Origin of the sequence: Streptomyces sp. HmicA12 (assembly GCF_000373565.1) — a bacterium.
Classification (GTDB): Bacteria; Actinomycetota; Actinomycetes; order Streptomycetales; family Streptomycetaceae; genus Streptomyces.
On sequence record NZ_KB891812.1, the window covers coordinates 1 to 16723 of the forward strand.

19 protein-coding genes and 2 pseudogenes are annotated in these 16723 nt (G+C 67.6%); 11 read left to right on the forward strand and 10 right to left on the reverse strand.

The window, feature by feature from the left end; genetic code table 11:
- A pseudogene (locus B072_RS49260) lies at window positions 1-798 on the forward strand (IS3 family transposase); the annotation flags it as partial.
- A gap of 1 nt (window position 799) precedes the next feature.
- Here the strand turns inward: B072_RS49260 and B072_RS0122120 are convergent.
- Complete coding sequence (locus tag B072_RS0122120) at window positions 800-1090, reverse strand: DUF6531 domain-containing protein (RefSeq protein WP_018532164.1); 291 nt, start codon at window positions 1088-1090, stop codon at window positions 800-802.
- Window positions 1091-1124: 34 nt separating this feature from the next.
- Here B072_RS0122120 and B072_RS49640 point away from each other — a divergent pair, with 34 nt between their 5' ends.
- Window positions 1125-1247, forward strand: a complete 123-nt coding sequence (locus B072_RS49640) for a hypothetical protein (protein ID WP_018532165.1) — start codon at window positions 1125-1127, stop codon at window positions 1245-1247.
- Window positions 1248-2117: 870 nt separating this feature from the next.
- Here the strand turns inward: B072_RS49640 and B072_RS48275 are convergent.
- The gene (locus B072_RS48275; protein ID WP_158689223.1) at window positions 2118-2318 is read right to left on the reverse strand and encodes a hypothetical protein; all 201 of its coding nucleotides are present in this window, start codon (window positions 2316-2318) and stop codon (window positions 2118-2120) included.
- A 350-nt stretch (window positions 2319-2668) separates the two neighbouring features.
- Between B072_RS48275 and B072_RS0122140 the strand changes: the two genes are divergently transcribed.
- Window positions 2669-3316: an SMI1/KNR4 family protein gene (locus tag B072_RS0122140; RefSeq protein ID WP_234018901.1), complete on the forward strand. Its 648-nt coding sequence runs from the start codon at window positions 2669-2671 to the stop codon at window positions 3314-3316.
- A 42-nt stretch (window positions 3317-3358) separates the two neighbouring features.
- Here the strand turns inward: B072_RS0122140 and B072_RS48280 are convergent, their stop codons facing one another.
- Window positions 3359-3682 carry a hypothetical protein gene (locus tag B072_RS48280; protein ID WP_158689224.1) on the reverse strand — a complete coding sequence of 108 codons (324 nt, stop codon included), beginning with the start codon at window positions 3680-3682 and terminating at the stop codon, window positions 3359-3361.
- Window positions 3657-3908: a hypothetical protein gene (locus B072_RS0122150; RefSeq protein WP_018532170.1), complete on the reverse strand. Its 252-nt coding sequence runs from the start codon at window positions 3906-3908 to the stop codon at window positions 3657-3659. The genes B072_RS48280 and B072_RS0122150 overlap by 26 nt, the downstream gene beginning before the upstream one ends.
- A 1016-nt stretch (window positions 3909-4924) precedes the next feature.
- On the opposite strand from B072_RS0122150, the gene B072_RS0122160 reads away from it, so the two are divergent.
- Window positions 4925-5500 carry a hypothetical protein gene (locus tag B072_RS0122160; RefSeq protein WP_158689225.1) on the forward strand — a complete coding sequence of 192 codons (576 nt, stop codon included), beginning with the start codon at window positions 4925-4927 and terminating at the stop codon, window positions 5498-5500.
- Window positions 5501-5504: 4 nt separating this feature from the next.
- Window positions 5505-5963: a hypothetical protein gene (locus B072_RS0122165; protein WP_018532173.1), complete on the forward strand. Its 459-nt coding sequence runs from the start codon at window positions 5505-5507 to the stop codon at window positions 5961-5963.
- A 96-nt stretch (window positions 5964-6059) separates the two neighbouring features.
- Here B072_RS0122165 and B072_RS48285 read toward each other — a convergent pair whose 3' ends face one another.
- The 5 genes and pseudogenes from B072_RS48285 to B072_RS0122190 all read right to left on the reverse strand — a co-directional run bounded on the left by B072_RS48285 (window position 6060) and on the right by B072_RS0122190 (window position 9291).
- On the reverse strand, window positions 6060-6218 hold the full coding sequence (locus tag B072_RS48285; RefSeq protein ID WP_018532174.1) for a hypothetical protein: 159 nt from the start codon (window positions 6216-6218) through the stop codon (window positions 6060-6062).
- A gap of 265 nt (window positions 6219-6483) precedes the next feature.
- A complete protein-coding gene (locus B072_RS0122175) occupies window positions 6484-6663 on the reverse strand; it encodes a hypothetical protein (RefSeq protein WP_018532175.1) in 180 nt (59 codons plus the stop codon).
- A 34-nt stretch (window positions 6664-6697) separates the two neighbouring features.
- Window positions 6698-7288: pseudogene (locus B072_RS46680) on the reverse strand (restriction endonuclease).
- A gap of 654 nt (window positions 7289-7942) precedes the next feature.
- Window positions 7943-8479 (reverse strand): DUF4240 domain-containing protein, encoded by a 537-nt coding sequence (locus tag B072_RS0122185; protein WP_026246152.1) that lies wholly within the window; start codon window positions 8477-8479, stop codon window positions 7943-7945.
- 2 nt (window positions 8480-8481) lie between these two features.
- Window positions 8482-9291, reverse strand: a complete 810-nt coding sequence (locus B072_RS0122190; protein ID WP_043244476.1) for a DUF4253 domain-containing protein — start codon at window positions 9289-9291, stop codon at window positions 8482-8484.
- A 110-nt stretch (window positions 9292-9401) separates the two neighbouring features.
- Between B072_RS0122190 and B072_RS43765 the strand changes: the two genes are divergently transcribed.
- From B072_RS43765 to B072_RS43770, 4 genes are all read left to right on the forward strand, one after another.
- Entirely contained in the window at window positions 9402-9710 is a 309-nt protein-coding gene (locus B072_RS43765) for a DUF6262 family protein (protein ID WP_199791077.1), read from the forward strand.
- 852 nt (window positions 9711-10562) lie between these two features.
- Window positions 10563-11402, forward strand: coding sequence for an IS5 family transposase (locus tag B072_RS0122200; protein ID WP_026246154.1), 840 nt, complete (start codon window positions 10563-10565; stop codon window positions 11400-11402).
- A gap of 227 nt (window positions 11403-11629) precedes the next feature.
- Window positions 11630-12364, forward strand: coding sequence for a D-Ala-D-Ala carboxypeptidase family metallohydrolase (locus tag B072_RS0122205; RefSeq protein WP_086020384.1), 735 nt, complete (start codon window positions 11630-11632; stop codon window positions 12362-12364).
- Window positions 12365-13201: 837 nt separating this feature from the next.
- Window positions 13202-13519: a hypothetical protein gene (locus tag B072_RS43770; RefSeq protein ID WP_018532183.1), complete on the forward strand. Its 318-nt coding sequence runs from the start codon at window positions 13202-13204 to the stop codon at window positions 13517-13519.
- Window positions 13520-14606: 1087 nt separating this feature from the next.
- Here B072_RS43770 and B072_RS48290 read toward each other — a convergent pair.
- Window positions 14607-14759 carry a hypothetical protein gene (locus tag B072_RS48290; RefSeq protein ID WP_018532186.1) on the reverse strand — a complete coding sequence of 51 codons (153 nt, stop codon included), beginning with the start codon at window positions 14757-14759 and terminating at the stop codon, window positions 14607-14609.
- A gap of 515 nt (window positions 14760-15274) precedes the next feature.
- Here B072_RS48290 and B072_RS0122235 point away from each other — a divergent pair.
- Together B072_RS0122235 and B072_RS0122240 are read left to right on the forward strand one after the other, a co-directional pair.
- Window positions 15275-15853: a TetR/AcrR family transcriptional regulator gene (locus B072_RS0122235; protein WP_026246157.1), complete on the forward strand. Its 579-nt coding sequence runs from the start codon at window positions 15275-15277 to the stop codon at window positions 15851-15853.
- Between the two features lie 87 nt (window positions 15854-15940).
- A complete protein-coding gene (locus tag B072_RS0122240; RefSeq protein WP_026246158.1) occupies window positions 15941-16723 on the forward strand; it encodes an SDR family NAD(P)-dependent oxidoreductase in 783 nt (260 codons plus the stop codon).

Below are 16723 nucleotides of genomic sequence, written 5' to 3' on the forward strand. Positions count from 1 at the left end.
CTGGCGGGCCGCCGAGCCCGCCCGGGTGGCCCGAGCAGCGACCGAGGCGGCGCTGACCGAGCAGATCCGCAGCATTCACACCGCCACCAAGGGCGCCTACGGCGTTCCCCGGATCACGCGTGAGCTGCGGGAATCAGGTCCGGTGGTGAATCACAAGCGGGTCGCGCGATTGATGCGGGCCGCCGGCATGACCGGCCGTCACTTGCGCAAGGGCAAGCGGACCACGGTCCAAGACGCGCGAGCACCCAAGGCCCCGGACCTGGTGGGGCGTGACTTCACCGCGCCCAGAACGGATGTGCGCTGGTGCGGAGACATTACGTATCTGCCGGTCGGGAACGACTGGATGTATCTCGCCACCGTCATCGACATGCATTCGCGGCGGGCAGTCGGCTGGTCCATGGCCGAGCACATGCGGGCCGAACTGGTCATCAATGCCATCGAGGCCGCTGTCGCGATCCGTGGCGGATCCGTCGACGGCGTGGTGTTCCACTCGGATCGCGGCACGCAATATACGTCGGCTGCCCTCGCCGTGGCATGCAGAAGGCATGGAATTCGCCGTTCCATGGGGCGAGTTGGCTCCAGCTACGACAATGCGCTGGCGGAATCCTTCTTCGCCAGCATCAAACGAGAACTACTTCACGGGGAACGCTGGCTGCAGAATTCCGAGGCCCGCATGGCGTGTTCTCCGGGCTTGCCTGGTACAACAACCGGCGCCGTCACTCTGCCCTCGGCCATCTCAGCCCGGTCGAGTTCGAACGGCAAACGATCGCATCAAGTAGCCTGAATCTGGCCGCATAGGTCACAGATGTCCACGTAGCGGGGCAAAGCCCAGACTGTCACCCGAGGCGTCATACAGGACGACCTCACTGTCGGAGATCTGGAGGTAGCGCTCGTACTGCTGCCACCACCGCTGCGACACCTTGCCCCACGGCGCGTCGAGGGAGTTGTAGGTGCGCGCCAGGGTGAGGTTCTGGCCGACGCCCGCGATCGAGAAGTCGGTGGCCGTCAGCATCAGGTTGCCGGTCGAGAAGTCGACGTGCCCGGTCAGCGCGTCGGTGATCGCGAAGTCGCTGAACCGGTGCCAGGGCACCTTGCCCTGACCTTCGGGTACGTACGTCTCCTACATGCAGGCCTCCGGCGAAGAGCTTGCCGAGCCGTACGGCGGCTTCATCGACCTCGCCCGCGAGGTACGCGCAGGGGCCGACGTGTTCGCCTGCGCCGAAAAGATCCGCAGCTGGCGTCTGTGACTCACCGGACATGCCAGAAGCAGCAGCCGCTCCGCCCTGCCTTCGCCCGCTGTCTCGGGCACGCGGGGCTGTCAGGACGGGCGTCGGCCCCTGCTGAGTGGCCGCTGGCCAGCGTACGCACGTTCTCACCGACACCGCGCAGGCCCGCGAGTGGGGCCCGGAACCGATCAGCCTGCTGCGCGCCCTGCCCACCCTCGTCCACGGGCACCTGTCCACTGCACAGCGTGGTCTCTTGCCCCGACCGGGCATGGATCCGCACGGTCTCCGCCGTCCGGTGCAGCACCGACCGGTCCCCGTCGTTCTCCAGACTTTGACGTGTCTCATGGGCCGTCGCGAGTACGGACGAGGCGGCTCCGGAGAGCGGCTTGAGAGATGAGACAGGTCCTCGCCGAGAAAGGCGCGTGCGCGATCGCAGCAGCGAGGTATCGCGGCTACAAACTCACCCACTACCTCGTTGAGCTGCGCAGGCGAAGTAGGCGGCTGACGCCGCCGTTGCCGTTCTTTCCGTTCCAAATCACGGCCCCAAACCAGAGAGGGAACCAGCGAGCCGACTCCGGTAGGGGGTACGTGAGGACGAGCCACACGCGGAACAGCGCGTTACCCGCCACGTAGCCGCCACGCTTTGCCTTCGAGCTGGCAGCCTGCCGCATCGATTTCATGGCCATCCTGCGACGGTATGCGGCACCCCCACCATGCGCCTGAGTACGCCTACTCAACGGGCTTGCCGGTTGAGTGTGGTCGCCCTCAAAGACAGCCTGGGCAACTTCACGTGCCTCCAGATATGAGTTTCCGCCCAGGCCCTGTGCAGGCTTCCGGCGCGGGGCGAAGGTGCGCTGGGAGATGCCGTGGTGTCGCTCGGATGAGACAACTTCATGTGTCTGGAGAACCGTCGAACTTCGGCTCGTAGAACCAGCCGGCACCGCGTGGTAGCACGGGGAACGCCACCCGGAGATGATCCAACTGCTGCAGGCCGCCGTTGCGGCGTACCAGCAAGTCCGCGAGCTGGAGGAACGATTCGGGCGCCCGCCCCAGGGTGACGGCTGGAGTGAAGAGCAGCATGCGCAGTGGCACGAGCCCAGGTGACCTGGCGGGACGCGGCGTTCGCGAAGTACTCGGCAGTTCCGCACGAGCTGGAGATGGCGGTGACGGCCGCCGTACGCCATCCGTAGTCGCAGGACGAAGCTGGTTGAACGCCCAGCCGAGGCCCACCAGCGCCGGTGCTTCTCGGTCGCAGGAGTCGCCGGGCAAGGTAGGACATCGTGTTGACGACGGCGTAGCGGTCCGGCGACGGGTCTGCTGAAGGCTCCATTGAGAGCCAACCCGCTCTCAGTCCGAAGGCGGCGGGGGGCCAGAGCACGGTATGCGGTGCGTGTTGTTTCGCGGCGGGCCTGCAGGGATGTACGAGCGATAGCGTGGCGGCCGTGAGTGATCACATGGAGCGTGTGCAGAGCATCGAGGAGCGGCAGGTCGATGATGCGTGGCAGCGCATCGAGACATGGCTGCGGCTGCATGCTCCCGCGACGGTGGACATGTTGTTGCCCGGTGCGTCGGAAGAGGAGATCGATGCCCTTGAGCGGGAACTTGGCGTACGCATTCCCGTGGGACTGAGAACGTTCTGGCGACGGTGCGCTGGGACGCGTCCTGTCCCCGCCGCGAGTTTCATGCTGAAGGAGCGGGCGCCGATGAGATTCGACGCGGTCGTTGCCGTGTACCAGGAGCAGATGCTGTTGCAGCAGCGCGCCCTGGACTTGAGCCGGCGGCGAGGCGACGGCGAAGGGGTCGCGTTGTGGCGAGCCGCATGGATCCCCGTCTTCTCGTTCGGGGCAGAGGACTATGTGTATGGCCTGTGCCTGGAGGCCGAGACAGGAAGGCTCTGGTCCTGGAGTGAGTTCGCAGAGCGGCAGGTCGAATTCGACTCGCTCACGGACTACTTGGAAGAGATGGCCGATGTGCTGGAGACGCCTTCTTTGGCCATGGGGGGCAAGCCCGGGCTGATAGAAGGTGCGCTCGTGTGGGGCCCGCCCAACGATGCGGATGGACAAGCCCTGTGGCAGCCGGTTGTTGGATGAACCGTGTGGGGACGGCTATCCGTCCCCACACGTCACAGGCCGCTAGCCGATCTTCTGCCAGGTGCAGGTGGTACTGGTAGAAGTGCAGTGCTCAAAGCCGGGGTTGCTGAGGTAGAACGGGTCGTTGTCCAGCATGCGCCATGCGGGGGCCGGGGAGGTATGGAAGGCGCCGCTGTTCTGGGTGCCGGGGATGGTGGCCCGCCCGCGCTTCTCCGTCGAGGCGAAGCCGTCCTTCTTCACTGTGAGTTCGTGCACGATCAGGTGCGCGTCGTCTATGTGCCGACCGCGCTGGGCACCGTGGTTCTGGTCGCGTACGTCGAAGTCTGGCCCGCGCGCAGCACTACTGCCGTTCTCCGGCCTCTCCATTGTCCTCGTTGTCGGCTGGGTTGCCGGTCTCTCCGGTTCCGTCGCACTGCCCGCAGGGCACGGTGGTCTCGTTCCCGTCTGCGTCCCGCACGGTGATGCTGCCGCCCTGGCAGTTGCCGCACTTGGGCACCTCGGCCTCCAGGAGGCGTTTGGTGAGGTTGAGGAGTCGCGCGTACCGCCAGTCCTGCTCAAGGGCGGGAATGTGTTCGCGGTCGACCCAGCCCATGACGGCCTCCTCGTATCGGGGCCAGCGTCCTCCACTGGGCAGGGCCCCGCAACGTCCCTGCCCGGAGCACCGTCCACTGGTCAGGCCGCGCTCTTGAGGCGTTGGTCAGCAGCTCGGGGTGGGGCCGGCTGAGACCACGCCGTCCCGGTCCTCGCACAGCTCCTGCTGGCCGCATGCCTCCTAACCGTGATCGCCGCGACGCTGCTCCCGACCAACCGTTGGACAGCGACGGCACTCGCTACATCAACTGGTTGCCCGGAGGAGGCCTGTGGGGCGACGACATCAGCACGCTCGGCTTCGGCGATATGGAAGTGGGATCGCTCGTAGCCGCTACGGCGCTCCGACTCCGCAGGGAGGACTTTCAGCGCGTCCGTGACCGGCATCGTCAGGATGTCGCCGGGCTGCCCCAGAGGCTTTGGGCCGGTCGGCGCCACCTGGGCGGCGGGATCTAGTAGGGCGGCAAGAACGCCACCGGTGAGGGCGGCGGAGAGGAGGAGGCGCATGGGTCCGTTCCGAAAAGAGCCGGGAGGACCTGCTCTTCGTATTGGCGATGCCGGTGCCAAGCCGGTTTCCCCTGCGGGACGTTCACTCCCCTGGGCGCGAAATCCGCCGCGTAACCGCGGGGTCGGCCGTGTCGGGCCCGCGCAACTCCGCGCGTTTCGAGACCGCGGTAGTGCGGGCCGATGGGGAGCGGAAACGGGCTCCCCCGTCGGGCGTCGCCGGATGCGCTGTGCGGGCCTTGTGTGACCGGCTGACTAACACCTCTGTCGGGTGAACGCTGCTGGTGTTCCAGGGACGCGGCAGCCTCGGTCGGGCTACGAAGGTCACGCTGCCTCTGCGCGTGAGGGGCGACTTTGCCGTGCGCCGCCCGGGCCGGGCTTCGATCGGTGGCTCCTCGGCGCGCTCTTGGCACGCGACCGCCCCCGGGAGAGGCCCTTGCGCGCTGCACGCGCTCGCCCGATCGAGGGTACGAGCAGCAAACCGTCCGCTGTCCGCCTTTGCCGTCTGGGAGATTCATGACGACCGAACTCGGGTGGGGCGTTGCCGTGGTGGCTGCCTCCCTGTTTGCCCTGCCGCAGCCGCCCTCTGTCGCGGTGGCGGCCGCTCCGGCCAGGTGCGTGGGCGGGCAGAAGGACTCTCGCGGCCGTTCGGCCGTGGACGGCCACGAAGTGCGCTGGGAGGACGAGACCAAGTTCAACAACGCTTTCCGGCATGCGAACAAGGCGTGGAGTACGCACGGTCTGACGCAGGTCAAACTCAGACCCGACGACGCCTCCTCGATCGCCGACCTGCAGTGGCAGGACGTCAACTCGACGCGGGAGAAGTGGAAGAACGTTCTGGGCCAGTACGCCTCGGGCCCGGGAGCCGACACTCTCTACCTCAACCGCGCCTACCTCGACAGCGGCAAGAGGTACGGCGACGACATGTACCGGCGGATGGTGGCCGCCCACGAGCTGGGACACGCGCTCGGCTTCTGTCACAAGAGCCCCAGCTGGTATCCCACGTTGATGGCCAAGGATCTCGAGGACGTCCCCACCAACGCTCTGCCCGCCGACAAGGACCGCAGCAACTACCACAAGCTCTGGGGATGAACGGATGACCCGTACCCGAATCGCCGCCCTGGCCGGCGCGCTCGCCGTGGCCACGATCCTGACCGGCGCAGGCTGGCTGGGCTACCAGCAATGGGCCGCCACCCCCATCGAGACGGAGTCGCTCACCACCTACGACCCGGACGATCCGGCAGAGGTCTCCCAGACCGCCGACGATGTCTTCACCGCGACCGTACTCGGCGCCGAGGACCATCGCCGGATCGACGGTTTCGACTGGGACGTCTATCCGGTGCGCGTCGACACCACCCACAAGGGCACCGTGCGCGGCGACCTCCAGGTCGCCGTGGAAAACAGCAGCACCGAGCTCAAAGCCGGGCACTCCTACGTGTTCGCCACCTTCTCCTTCGCCGACCCGCACGGCATGCACGGCCAGGTCACCGAAACCACCCCGCAGCCCGCGACCGAACAGACCGTTCGGACCTGGCACCGGGCGACCTCCCACTAGGTCCTGGCCGGCGGGTCCTGGGGCCTTAGCCTGGCCGCCCGGGTGCCATCGCGGGAGTAGGTGCGCCCCGGCCCCGTGGGCCGGGGCGCTGTGTCGCTACTTGCGGGCGAGGGCGCCGAGGACCGCTGCTGCGGCGGCGATCCAGTCGGGGCTCACTCCGGCGCACGCGAGCACGATCACGGTGATGGTGACGGTGATGACGATGACGTGCCACTCGTTCGCGCCGTGTGTTCGCCCGCTGTCGGGGGCATGCACACTGAGGTACGGTCACGTACTTCTCCTTCCAGGGTTCTGGTGGGGTGGCCCCCGGTGCGGGCAGGTTGGGAAGCCGGTAGTCCTGCACCGGGGGCCTCGGCATGTTGCCGTGAAGTCCATTTACCCAGGGTTTCGTTGAGCGGAAGCGTGCTCTTACCCACCCTGCCGGTGCACAGGGGGCGCGTGGATCCACACTGTCCGGCGATTGGACGGTTCAGTGCGCCTGTTCATGGACGGGCTCACGTGGCGGGGGCTGGAAGCTCTATCAGCGGAAGGCGCGCACGAGGTCGCCGAGGGCTCGGATGCAGGCCGGAATATGGGTGCGGTTCTGAGCCTGCACGATGCCGTTGGCGGTCCAGGCGACGCCGATGATCAGACTGAGCAGGCAGAGACTGGCGCCCAGGATGGCGAGGGTGGCCGGGCCTGCGTTGACGAGGGCGTTCACCCTGTGTCGCGCACAGGAGCAGCGTGCCGTCCGGTCAGGCGGGCGGGCGCCGCGTACCGCCGCCGCTCCCGTTCAACGGGATCAGTGTCTCCAGATGGGCGCCTTTGACCCAGGCTCCCAGCAGGTCGCGGTGCAGGGCCACGACGTCCTGGCGCATGGCCAGGCCGAGCGCGGCCTTCGTGAACGCGTGGCACGTGGTGACGAACAGGGCGACGTCCGCGCCGTGCTCGGGGCGGGCGGTGCCGACGAATTTCTGCATGTCCGGTGAGGGCACGCTGCGTTCGGGCGCGTACTTCTTGACCTGGACGACGAGTTTGCGGCCGTCGGCTAGGTAGCCGACGACGTCGGCGCCCAGGTCGCCGCTCTTGCCGCTGACGACCACGTCGGTGCAGCCGTCCCGACGGCACAGGTCAGCGATGTACTTCTCGAAATCCTGCCAGGTCAGGGCATCGACCTCGGCCATGGACAGTTCCCGCGCCTTCGCCTCCTCCTGCTGGCGTCACTGCCGGGCTCCATCGACCGCGGACCGGTGTGCCCGCACGAGGCCCCACCCGACCCCGCCAGCCATCAGGATGGCGAGCACGGCCAGGAGCACGGGCCACACCGTCGCCCAGTTCCCCGCCATCCACACCGCAACGACCGTCGCCGCCACGAGCCCCCAGCCCTGTAACTGCCTGCGCGTCCGCTTCCGCTTCCGCAGCCGCCGGCGCCGTCGCGCTGCCACCAGCCCCCACTCCCCTGTCTCGGTGATCCGCAGTGTGAAATGCCCGTCCGGTCCCGGCACAAAGGCCCGCCCCTGCCGTGCTCAGTGGTCGAATCATGTACGTGAGGTTGATGAGCGCCGTTCTCAGAAGCGGTGCTCATCGACCTCACATACATGGCTATGGCTGTGGAGTTTGCTCAGGTTGCGCGGCGCAGAGGGATCACGACCTCTTCCCCGGTGCGCGCAGTGTGGGCAGCGACGGCACCAACCGACTCCCGCAGGGATCTGTCGGTGCTGGGGCGTGGCGCAGGTCCGGCACGGCAGGGCCCGGTACGCCGCTGCGGCGGCCGCGGCCGCCGTCTGCTCACGCAGCCGCTCCTGCCGGGCAGCGGCCGCGCTCGTTTCCCGCCCCTGCAGCTGCCGGGCGACCTGCCGATGGAGGATCTTTACCGGTTCGATTGGTGCTTGTTCCTCGGACGATGGGTTGCCGATTCGGCAGGTGGGCTGGAGTGAGTTGTCAGACGGCGGGCTTCGGCGATGACGCTGCCGGTCGCGAGTGTGATCGTCGCCCCCGGCTCAGGCGGGGTACAGGGCCGCGGTACGGGGCAGGAGTCGGGCGATGCGTTCGTGGTCGCCGAAGTCGAAGTCCCATTCCGGGTCGAGCTCGGGATAGCGGATTGTGAAGTTATCGGCTGGTGGCTCGCTTCCCGTGGCGGCCCGGTAGGCGTTCCAGACGATGGGGAGGATCGCTTCTCCCTCGAGGTCCCAGCCCTTTGCAGCCGCCTGTTTGACGGCAGGAAGGTCGGCCAGGCTGTCCGGATCGTTGATGACCTGCTCGAAGGTGGCGCGTCCCTGTGCGATGAGCCAGCCTCGGAAGTAGTCGAAGCCGTCGTCGGAACAGCCACCGTTGATCTGGTACGCGGCGGCCCACAGCGGGGCGAGGTAGGAGGCGGCCATCAGGTCCCACAGGATCTGCTCCGCTTGGAGGATCTGAGCCGGTTGGTGGTCGGCGAGGAGGGTGGTGGCGTGGGTGGCGACGGCCCCGGCATCGGCCGGGTCGGCGGCGAGGCGGCGGGCTTGGTCGATCAGCTGCCAGAAGCGGTCGTTGTCCATGGTCAGTCCCACCAGAACTCCCAGCAGTTCAGATCGATGAGGTGCTCGGCATACGCGACCACGTCGCGGTGCGCGCCTTGCCAGATGTTGTCGGGGCAGAAGGCGAAGTGCTCGGCGGCAATGGCCAGGGCCTCCTCGAGTCCGCTGGGTGGTGCGGCAACGCTGAGGTGGAGGGTGCTGAAACCGATGCCGACAACTCGCGCACCGAAGCGGTCCTCCCAGCCGCGGACGACGGAAGAGAAGGTGGCTGTGTCGTTCTCGTAGTTGGCAGGTCCGTCCCACCCGACGGCGGAGAGAGCGTCGGCTCCGCGGGGTGCCGAGACGAGGCCGAGACGTGCGTGCGGGTTCTGGGCCAGGAAGGCTCGCGCGTACTGCTCGGCCATTCCATCGGGGTTCGCGGAGATCGCGCGGCCGGGCGCGGTGCCAGGCCAGGTCCGGCCGAAGGGAGCGGTGACGGCCATGCGTTCCTCGGCGGTGAGCAGGTCGTCGTCTTCGTCCGTGGCGGTGTAGTCCTGCCACCAGCGGGCGAGAAGTTCCTCGGCATCGTGGTCGTCGGGGGAAGACATGCGCTCGGGAGACAGTTCACCGCAGCCCCAGGGCCGGAAGTCTGCGCCGCGTGGGTCCAGGGAGTCGAGCAACAACGGCCACAGCCCGGAGGCGGCATGTTCGGCGCGCAGCTGCGCCCACAGGTCGGGAGATGCGGGGCTGTCGGTCAGCCACAGGGGCTGCAGGTCACCGTCGCCTTCATCCGAGGTGATCACGCGTCCAGGCGGCAGGGATATGCCGCGGGACAGAAAGGGTTCGAGGTTCACGAGCGGATGCTACGAGGACGGTCTGCCAACAGGCACCGGCACAGCAGTCGTACCGACCGCTGCAAACCGTCCGCGATGCGATCGTTGCCCGCCCGTACCCAGTGTTGTCGGTGGTCACGGGCACACTGACCCTCACCACCGCCGCGAAGGCCAAGTCCCAGGCCAACACCGCCGCGGCCGAGAAGGCGATCCGCACTCTGGTCAAACGTGGTGATCCGATCACCTTCCAGGCCGTCCAGCGCGAGGCCGGCGTCTCTCACGCGTTCCTCTACAACCACCCTCACCTGCGAGGACGCGTCGAACGGCTGCGGGCTCAGGCCCGGCCGGTTCCCGCACCGGCACCTCCGGCCGACGAGCAGAGCGCCCTCGTCCTCGCCCTGACCGGCCAGATCACCCGCCTGAACAAGCAACACCGATAGGAAGTACAGGCACTGCGAGACGCCCTCGAACAAGCCCACGGCGAGAACCTCGACCTCCGACGCGAACTCGCCCGCCGAGGCGGACCCAGACAAACAAAGTAGCGGCAGGTCACAGTCGTGTCGGAGGATCGGCGTCACGGAAATAGTGGTGCAGTGGGTCCGCACGTCATGGACCAAACAGTCCCGCGGCGGGCTCGCGGCCGCGCATCGAAACAAGGCCCCCACAGCCTTTCCCCTGCCTCTCACGACACCGCCATTCGTACACAACGTGCTCATGCGCGAAACCGACGACTTCCAGCCCCGATGCGAAGTACTTGCGGGCCTACCCGATGCCAGCTCAGACGCTGGCGTCCTTCTCCGGGAGTCAGACGGCCTGCTCCGCGTTCAGCTGACTGTCACGCCGTTCGGGATGCCGCGCAGGTGGCGCCGTCCCCCGGCAGTCCGCCTCGCCCGCGGCGAATGGCTCCGTTGGCAGGTCAACTACCGCTTCGCAGGGACGCACGGGTGGACCTACCGCCTCGACACACTCAACCTCGCCAACGGCCCGGCACCGACCGATCACTTCCTGGGCACACCGACTCACCACGTCGATGAACGTGCCGCACTGCGCTGACGCACCTCTCTGCGATGTCACACACGTACTGACTGAGTGTTTGGTGCTGTTTCACGGCGATAGATTGCGGTTTGATGGCCCGGCCAGGTTGAGGCTGGAGGGGCCAGCGAGGGGAGGGGCTGCGATGTGGCGGTAGAGGGCTGTTTCATTCCAGCACCTCCCGTCTCACCCCAACTCGCCCCGTGTCCCTGGCCTTTGCCCCCCTGGTCGGGCCGTTCGCCGCGCGGTACATCGGACACATGACCCCGCGCGACGGGTATCCCAGCGACCTGTCCGACGAACGCTGGCTGTTGATCGAACCGGTCCTCACCGCCTGGCGGACTCGGCGCCGCCGCGACGCCCTGGACATCGGCCGCCCGCCCGAACACGACCTGCGGCAGATCATGAACGCCATCCTGTACGTGGACCGCACCGGCATCCCCTGGCGCTACCTGCCCCACGACTTCGCCCCCTGGGCCACGGTGTACGGCTACTTCGCCAAGTGGCAGACCGACGGCGTGTTCGAGCAGCTCACCGGCCTGCTGCGCCGCCTGCTCCGCGAGGCCGAGGGCCGCCACGCGGAGCCGTCGGCCTGCGTGCTGGACTCCCAGACCATCAAGACCTCCGCCAACGTGCACCTGGCGGACCAGGGCACCGACGCCGGCAAACGCATCATCGGCCGCAAGCGGCACCTGGGCTGCGACACCCTCGGCCTGCTGCTGACCGTGCTGGTCACCGCCGCCAGCGTGTCCGACACCGCGGCCGGCGTGACGCTGCTGTCCCGCATCGCCGCCGCCCACCCCCACATCCGCAAGGCCTGGGTGGACGCCGGTTACCGCACCACCGCCATCAACCACGGCGCCCGCCTGGGCATCGACGTCCACCCCGTCCAACGGCCGCCAGGAACCAAGGGATTCACGATCATCCCGCGACGCTGGACCATCGAACGCAGCATCGGCTGGCTCATGCACCACCGCAGACTCACCCGTGACTACGAGACCCATCCACACCGCTCCGAAGCCATGATCCACCTCGCGATGATCGACCTCATGGCCCGCAGACTCACCGGCGAGGCCACCCCCAACTGGCGCGGAACCTAACCAGGGACCAAACACCAACCAACGGACCAAACACTCAGCGAGAACACCACGCTGACCATCAGCCGCCTTACCCCAGAGCGCGCAGGTTCGCCGCACCGGGCAGCGAGGGGAAGGCGGTCGGCACGTCACCCCGAAGACCACGAGTGTTCCCCACAGGCCCTATTGACGCGCGTAGCACTGGTCGGACACTGTCGGTGTCCCACTCTTTCCTCCCATCAGGAGGCACCGTGCTCAGACGTCATGTACGCGCCTTGCTCACGCTTGTCATGCTCGCATCACTAACAACGCTCGGCTCGGCGGTGACCACGGGTACCGCCCACGCCGACACCTGCTACACCTGGAACCGGACCCTCAGCCAGGGCGCCAGCGGCGAGGACGTACGGCAATTGCAGATCCGGGTCGCCGGATACCCGGGATACGGCGGGGTGCTCGCCATCGACGGGGAGTTCGGTCCGGGCACCAAGGCCGCAGTCACCCGGTTCCAGCAGGCGTACGGGCTGTCCGCCGACGGCATCGCTGGCTCTCAGACCTTCAGCAAGATCTACGCCCTGCAGGACGGCGACTGCACACCGATCCACTTCACGTACGGCGAGATGAACCGCTGCAACTCCGACTGGTCCGGCGGCGCCGTGTCCGCCGCGGCCGCGAAGGCCAACGCCCTGCAGCAGATGTGGAAGCTGGAGGCCCTGCGCCACGCCCTCGGCGACCGCGCCCTGACCACCAGCAGCGGCTTCCGCTCCTACTCCTGCAACAGCGCGGTCGGCGGCGCCTCGGGCAGCAACCATCTCTCCGGCCGCGGCATCGACCTCGTGGGCTCCCCGTCGTTCTGCGAGATCGTCAAACAGGCCCGCAACCACGGCTTCAACGAGATCCTCGGCCCGGGCTACCCCGGCCACAGCGACCACGCGCACCTCGGCAGCCAGAGCTCGCGCTACTGGTCCGCCTCCTCCTGCGGCATCTGACTCCGCACCAGTACCGCCCTCGCCGCCGGCTGCCGCGCGCTCACCGAGTGTTCGGCCGTGGGTTGGAGTGCGGCCCCGGGTCAGGTTCCGCTCCAGTGCGGTGGTGCATGACCCGACCGATGCTGCCTCAATGGACCACCGCCGCGGAATGATCGTGAACCCGCGGGCGCCGGGCGAGCCCCGTGGTTGATGGCGGTGGTATGACAGCCGGCGTCCCCCCAGGCCCTGCGGACGTGCGGGTGGGCGGCGGCGATCCGGGACAGCAGGGTGACACTGGCGGCGGTGACCAGCCGGGCGGCATGTCCTCTTGGGCACGCCGCCCGGTTCCGGTCGGTCAGTCGGCCGCCCATGGCTGTACATCCAGGACCGCCTTGCCTGCGGTGCGCCGGTCCAGCAGTGGTTGGGCGGCCTCGGCAACACGTTCCCAGGAACCGCGCCGATCGGCCTCTGGCGAAGTCTCCCCGCTGTCACAAACTCCAGCAGGGTTGCCAGGTCCGGGCCGACCTGATGGACGTCGCCGAACGTGTTCATCGTCTTGGACGGCCTGCGGGACAGCGAAGCGTTCCACTGCAGTGCCGTCGTCCCGCTGCGCGAACAGGTTCATTCCATCGATCGCCACCGCACAGCAGAAGGAGCCTTTTCCGTGCTTGGCACGAGATGCCCAGAACCTGTGGACAACTGCCATGAATGTTGACCTCTTCCAGGCACAGGGCCCAGTTCGGCCAGTCACGCAGCTCTCACGACAAACCCCCGCTCGGGAGCCCGTACAGCGTCACCACGATCGTCAGATGGCCCGTATGGAGTAACTCCCCGGTCCGCGGGCTCGTTGACCACCGCATGAACACCGCCGAAAAAGTGACCACCTCGGACGACGGCCTGGACGAGGCCCCCTCGCCCAAGGCCGAGAACCGGATCCTTGCGAGCCATATGGCATTGGGGATCGCAGTCCGTCGCGCGGAGCAGTGCCTCAACTCCGCCGAGGACGTGGCCGCATCAGCGAACCCCGATCGCCCCGATCTGCAGCAAGCGCGGATGCTCGGCTCCTATCAGCAGGCGCTGCAGGAGCTCATGTCCGAAGTGAAGCCCTTCGCGGCACCCACCGAAACGGTGGAAGCGTTCTTGGCGCTCACGCAGAAACAGCGCCCATCGTCGTGAGTTCAGATGAGGTGAGGTGACGCGCCCAATGCAAGGAACACGCGTCACCCCACCTCGAGCAGCACCGTAGTGGCAACGTCAGCCGGACTCCGGCGGGTCAGTTGGAGTCTGCTCCGCACAGTCGAGTGGTCCTCGATCAGGCCGTAGGCACCGTTGCCGCCCGGTATCGGGCTGAACGCCCTGCACGCACACTTGCGGTCGGCAACGGGCGTCCCGCGGACCAGACCCACTCCACCGAACTCCACCCGGGCCTCCCGCCCGGACCACGAGTGCCCTGACGGCGATCCTGACTTGACACGGCCTGTCAGGCAGGCGCTGGGCACAACCGACCGGCGGCCCAAGCCTTCCCCTCGAAGCTCGGGCCGTCCCGCGCCTGCCCACGATGAAGCGCACACATCGTCAGCGCCGGACGCCTGGCCTGCTCAGGAGCGTGACCGGACACCGGCCAGCGGATGGCGCAGCAGAGGCTGCGTACTGATGCAGCCTGAATACTTCCGCAGCAGCGCGCCCGGCCCGAAAGCCGCCTGCGGCCCAGATCCCTTCGCAGACGCCCCGCGGAGCCGCGCCGGCGGACCCCGACCACGTAGTGCTGCGGGCCCTGCACCCGCGCGCGTTCCGCGGCCGTGCCGGATCAGGGCCCGGGACGAAGACCCTTGCCTGCGGGGTGCCGCCGCATCGCCGCCAGCCGCTGCTCGTCGCGGTCGACGACGACCACGCGCCGGACGGTGCGAACCAGTCCGCGTATGCCCATGACGGTCAGACTCCCTCACGCCAGCACCCCGGGCTGCGCTCCCGAGGCTCCTTCGCTCACGCCCATACCCCGGCGCGGAGCGCGGTGAAACGCTCTGCAGTGGCACGCGAGTTCAGGCGAACCGGCGCACCGGAGGTGCGGTGGCCTGTACGCGGTGTGGTCAGACGTTCCGGCCCGTGGCCCGGAGGCGCTGTCCAGTCGTCCCAGTTTCCGTTGTGAGAACTTGCCCGCTCGGGCCGCACGCACCGCCCGCAAGAGCCCTTGGCGTAAAAGCGTGGCCGATGGTCGTTGCTGCGGTCCTTGCCCCACGTCGCCTGTGCGCGCACGAGCGTCCGATCATGCGCGCAGATACTGGCGCGGAGCGACGGTGACATCGGCGTATCGCTCCACCAGGTACATGGCGGACCCGGACGTGTGGCGCAGGGCAGCGGTCACCGCGTCGAGACCGTCGTGACGGGAGGTGAGCGACTTCTCGGTGAGAACGAACACTGTGTAGCCGTCCAGTCCAGTGAGGATCTCGGCGTGGGCGGAGTCGGTGACCGCGACGATGACCAGATCAGGAGCGAAGTCGACGACTGCCTCTTTGAGGGAGCTGTAGCAAGGGAGATCGTCGCGGGTGCGGCGCCGGGAGTGGCAGGCGATCTAGACGTCGGAGCCCGGAACATGGTCGAGGGTGCGCAGGGCGCTGAGGAAGCGTGATCCGGGGTAGCCCATGCCCGCGATCAGGACTTTCAAGGTACTCATACGAGGTGTTCCTTCCTCAAGTCGTGCAGAGGGCGGAACAGCAGTTGTTCGCCGGTGGGCCGGTCACCCGCCCGCTGGCAGAAACTCGTTGCTGCCGCGGTGGTCTGCAATACGGCCTCGCCCAACGCCGCGTAGGGCCATGGGCTTTGCCCCCCCCCTGCGCCCGCACGCACACCTACATCGCATCTCCGTGATCCGAGAAGGTCTTCCGGATCCCAGTTCTTGACTTAAAGGTCAAGAACGATGCTAGTGTTCTGATCATGGGAAGGCCCAAGCAGTTCGATCCAGATGTCGCCGTCGAGCACGCCATGGACGTGTTCTGGCGGAAGGGGTATGCCGCCACCACGCCGCAGGACCTCGTCGACGCGATCGGCATCGGCAAGGGCAGCCTGTACAACACCTTCGGCAGCAAGCACGCCTTGTTCGAGCGGGCACTTCGCCGCTACCGCGACAGTCAGGCCGTTGCTCTCATCGAGATGCTCGAGGAGCCGGGCCCGGTCAAGGAGCGCCTGCGCAAGGCACTGAAGTCCCTTGCCGAGATGGACCTCGCCGACCCGGACCGCCGGGGTTGCATGGCCGTGAACACGGCAGCAGAGCTCGCCGGAACGGACCGGGTGGCAACCGAACTCGTCCAGCGCATGTTCGCCCGGACCGAGGGCGCCTTCCGCGTGCTGATCGAAGAGGGGCAGCGCTCCGGGGAGATCGCGCCGGAATGTGATCCTGCCGCCTGGGGGAGCCTGTTGCTGAACACGGTCGTGGGTCTGCGACTCATGGCACGCGTCACCGAAAGCCCTGATCGGCTGATCCGGGTGATCGACGCGACGGTCGATTCCTTGTGACCTGAACCAACCCCAACTGCAGCACGCGCTCCACGCGGAGCGAATTCCGTCCACTTTTTGTACCTGAAGTTCAAGAACTGGAGTGCCGTGCACCTCAACCTCACCGCCAAGACAGCCGTCGTCACCGGCGCAAGCCGGGGCATCGGGCTCGCCACCGTCCGAACGCTCACGGCCGAAGGCGTCCGCGTCGTCGGCGCCGCCCGCGCCATCACGCCCGAATTGAAGGAAACCGGCGCACACACGGTCTCGGCCGACCTGAGCACCGCCGACGGCGTCGCCACCCTCATGGACAGTGCCCTGACCGAACTGGGCGGCATCGATCTGCTGGTGAACAACGTCGGAGCCGGAGACGACGTGGAGCCTGTCGGCTTCCTCGACACCGACGACTCCCGGTGGACCCGCGTTCTCGACCTCAACCTTTTCAGCGCCGTCCGCGCCACCCGCGCGGCGCTGCCCAGCCTGATCGAGCGCCGTGGATCGATCGTCAACGTCTCGTCCATCAACTCCCGGATGCCCGCAGCCGGCCCGGTCGCCTACAGCGCGGCCAAGGCCGCCCTCGCCGCGCTCGGCAAATCCCTGGCCGAGGAATTCGGACCTCACGGGGTGCGCGTGAACACCGTCTCCCCTGGAGCGGTCCGCACCGCCATATGGGAGGACCCCGACGGATTCGGCGGCAAGGTGGCGGCCGGAGCCGGAGCGGAACACGCCGCATTCCTCCGGCAGATCCCGGAAGCCTTCAACATCACCACCAGACGGATCACCGAACCCGAAGAGGTGGCTGCGCTGATCGTGTTCCTCCTCTCCGACGTCGCCGGCAACATCACCGGCGCCGACCACGTCATCGACGGGGGCACCGTCAAGACACTCTGA

What these genes read in the sequence shown, in the direction of transcription:
- B072_RS49640 (WP_018532165.1), top strand. Translation starts at nt 1,125, where the DNA reads ATGCAGGCCTCCGGCGAAGAGCTTGCCGAGCCGTACGGCGGCTTCATC.
- B072_RS48280 (WP_158689224.1), bottom strand. Translation starts at nt 3,682, where the DNA reads ATGGAGAGGCCGGAGAACGGCAGTAGTGCTGCGCGCGGGCCAGACTTC.
- B072_RS0122150 (WP_018532170.1), bottom strand. Translation starts at nt 3,908, where the DNA reads ATGGGCTGGGTCGACCGCGAACACATTCCCGCCCTTGAGCAGGACTGG.
- B072_RS0122160 (WP_158689225.1), top strand. Translation starts at nt 4,925, where the DNA reads ATGACGACCGAACTCGGGTGGGGCGTTGCCGTGGTGGCTGCCTCCCTG.
- B072_RS0122165 (WP_018532173.1), top strand. Translation starts at nt 5,505, where the DNA reads ATGACCCGTACCCGAATCGCCGCCCTGGCCGGCGCGCTCGCCGTGGCC.
- B072_RS0122185 (WP_026246152.1), bottom strand. Translation starts at nt 8,479, where the DNA reads ATGGACAACGACCGCTTCTGGCAGCTGATCGACCAAGCCCGCCGCCTC.
- B072_RS0122200 (WP_026246154.1), top strand. Translation starts at nt 10,563, where the DNA reads ATGACCCCGCGCGACGGGTATCCCAGCGACCTGTCCGACGAACGCTGG.
- B072_RS43770 (WP_018532183.1), top strand. Translation starts at nt 13,202, where the DNA reads ATGAACACCGCCGAAAAAGTGACCACCTCGGACGACGGCCTGGACGAG.
- B072_RS0122235 (WP_026246157.1), top strand. Translation starts at nt 15,275, where the DNA reads ATGGGAAGGCCCAAGCAGTTCGATCCAGATGTCGCCGTCGAGCACGCC.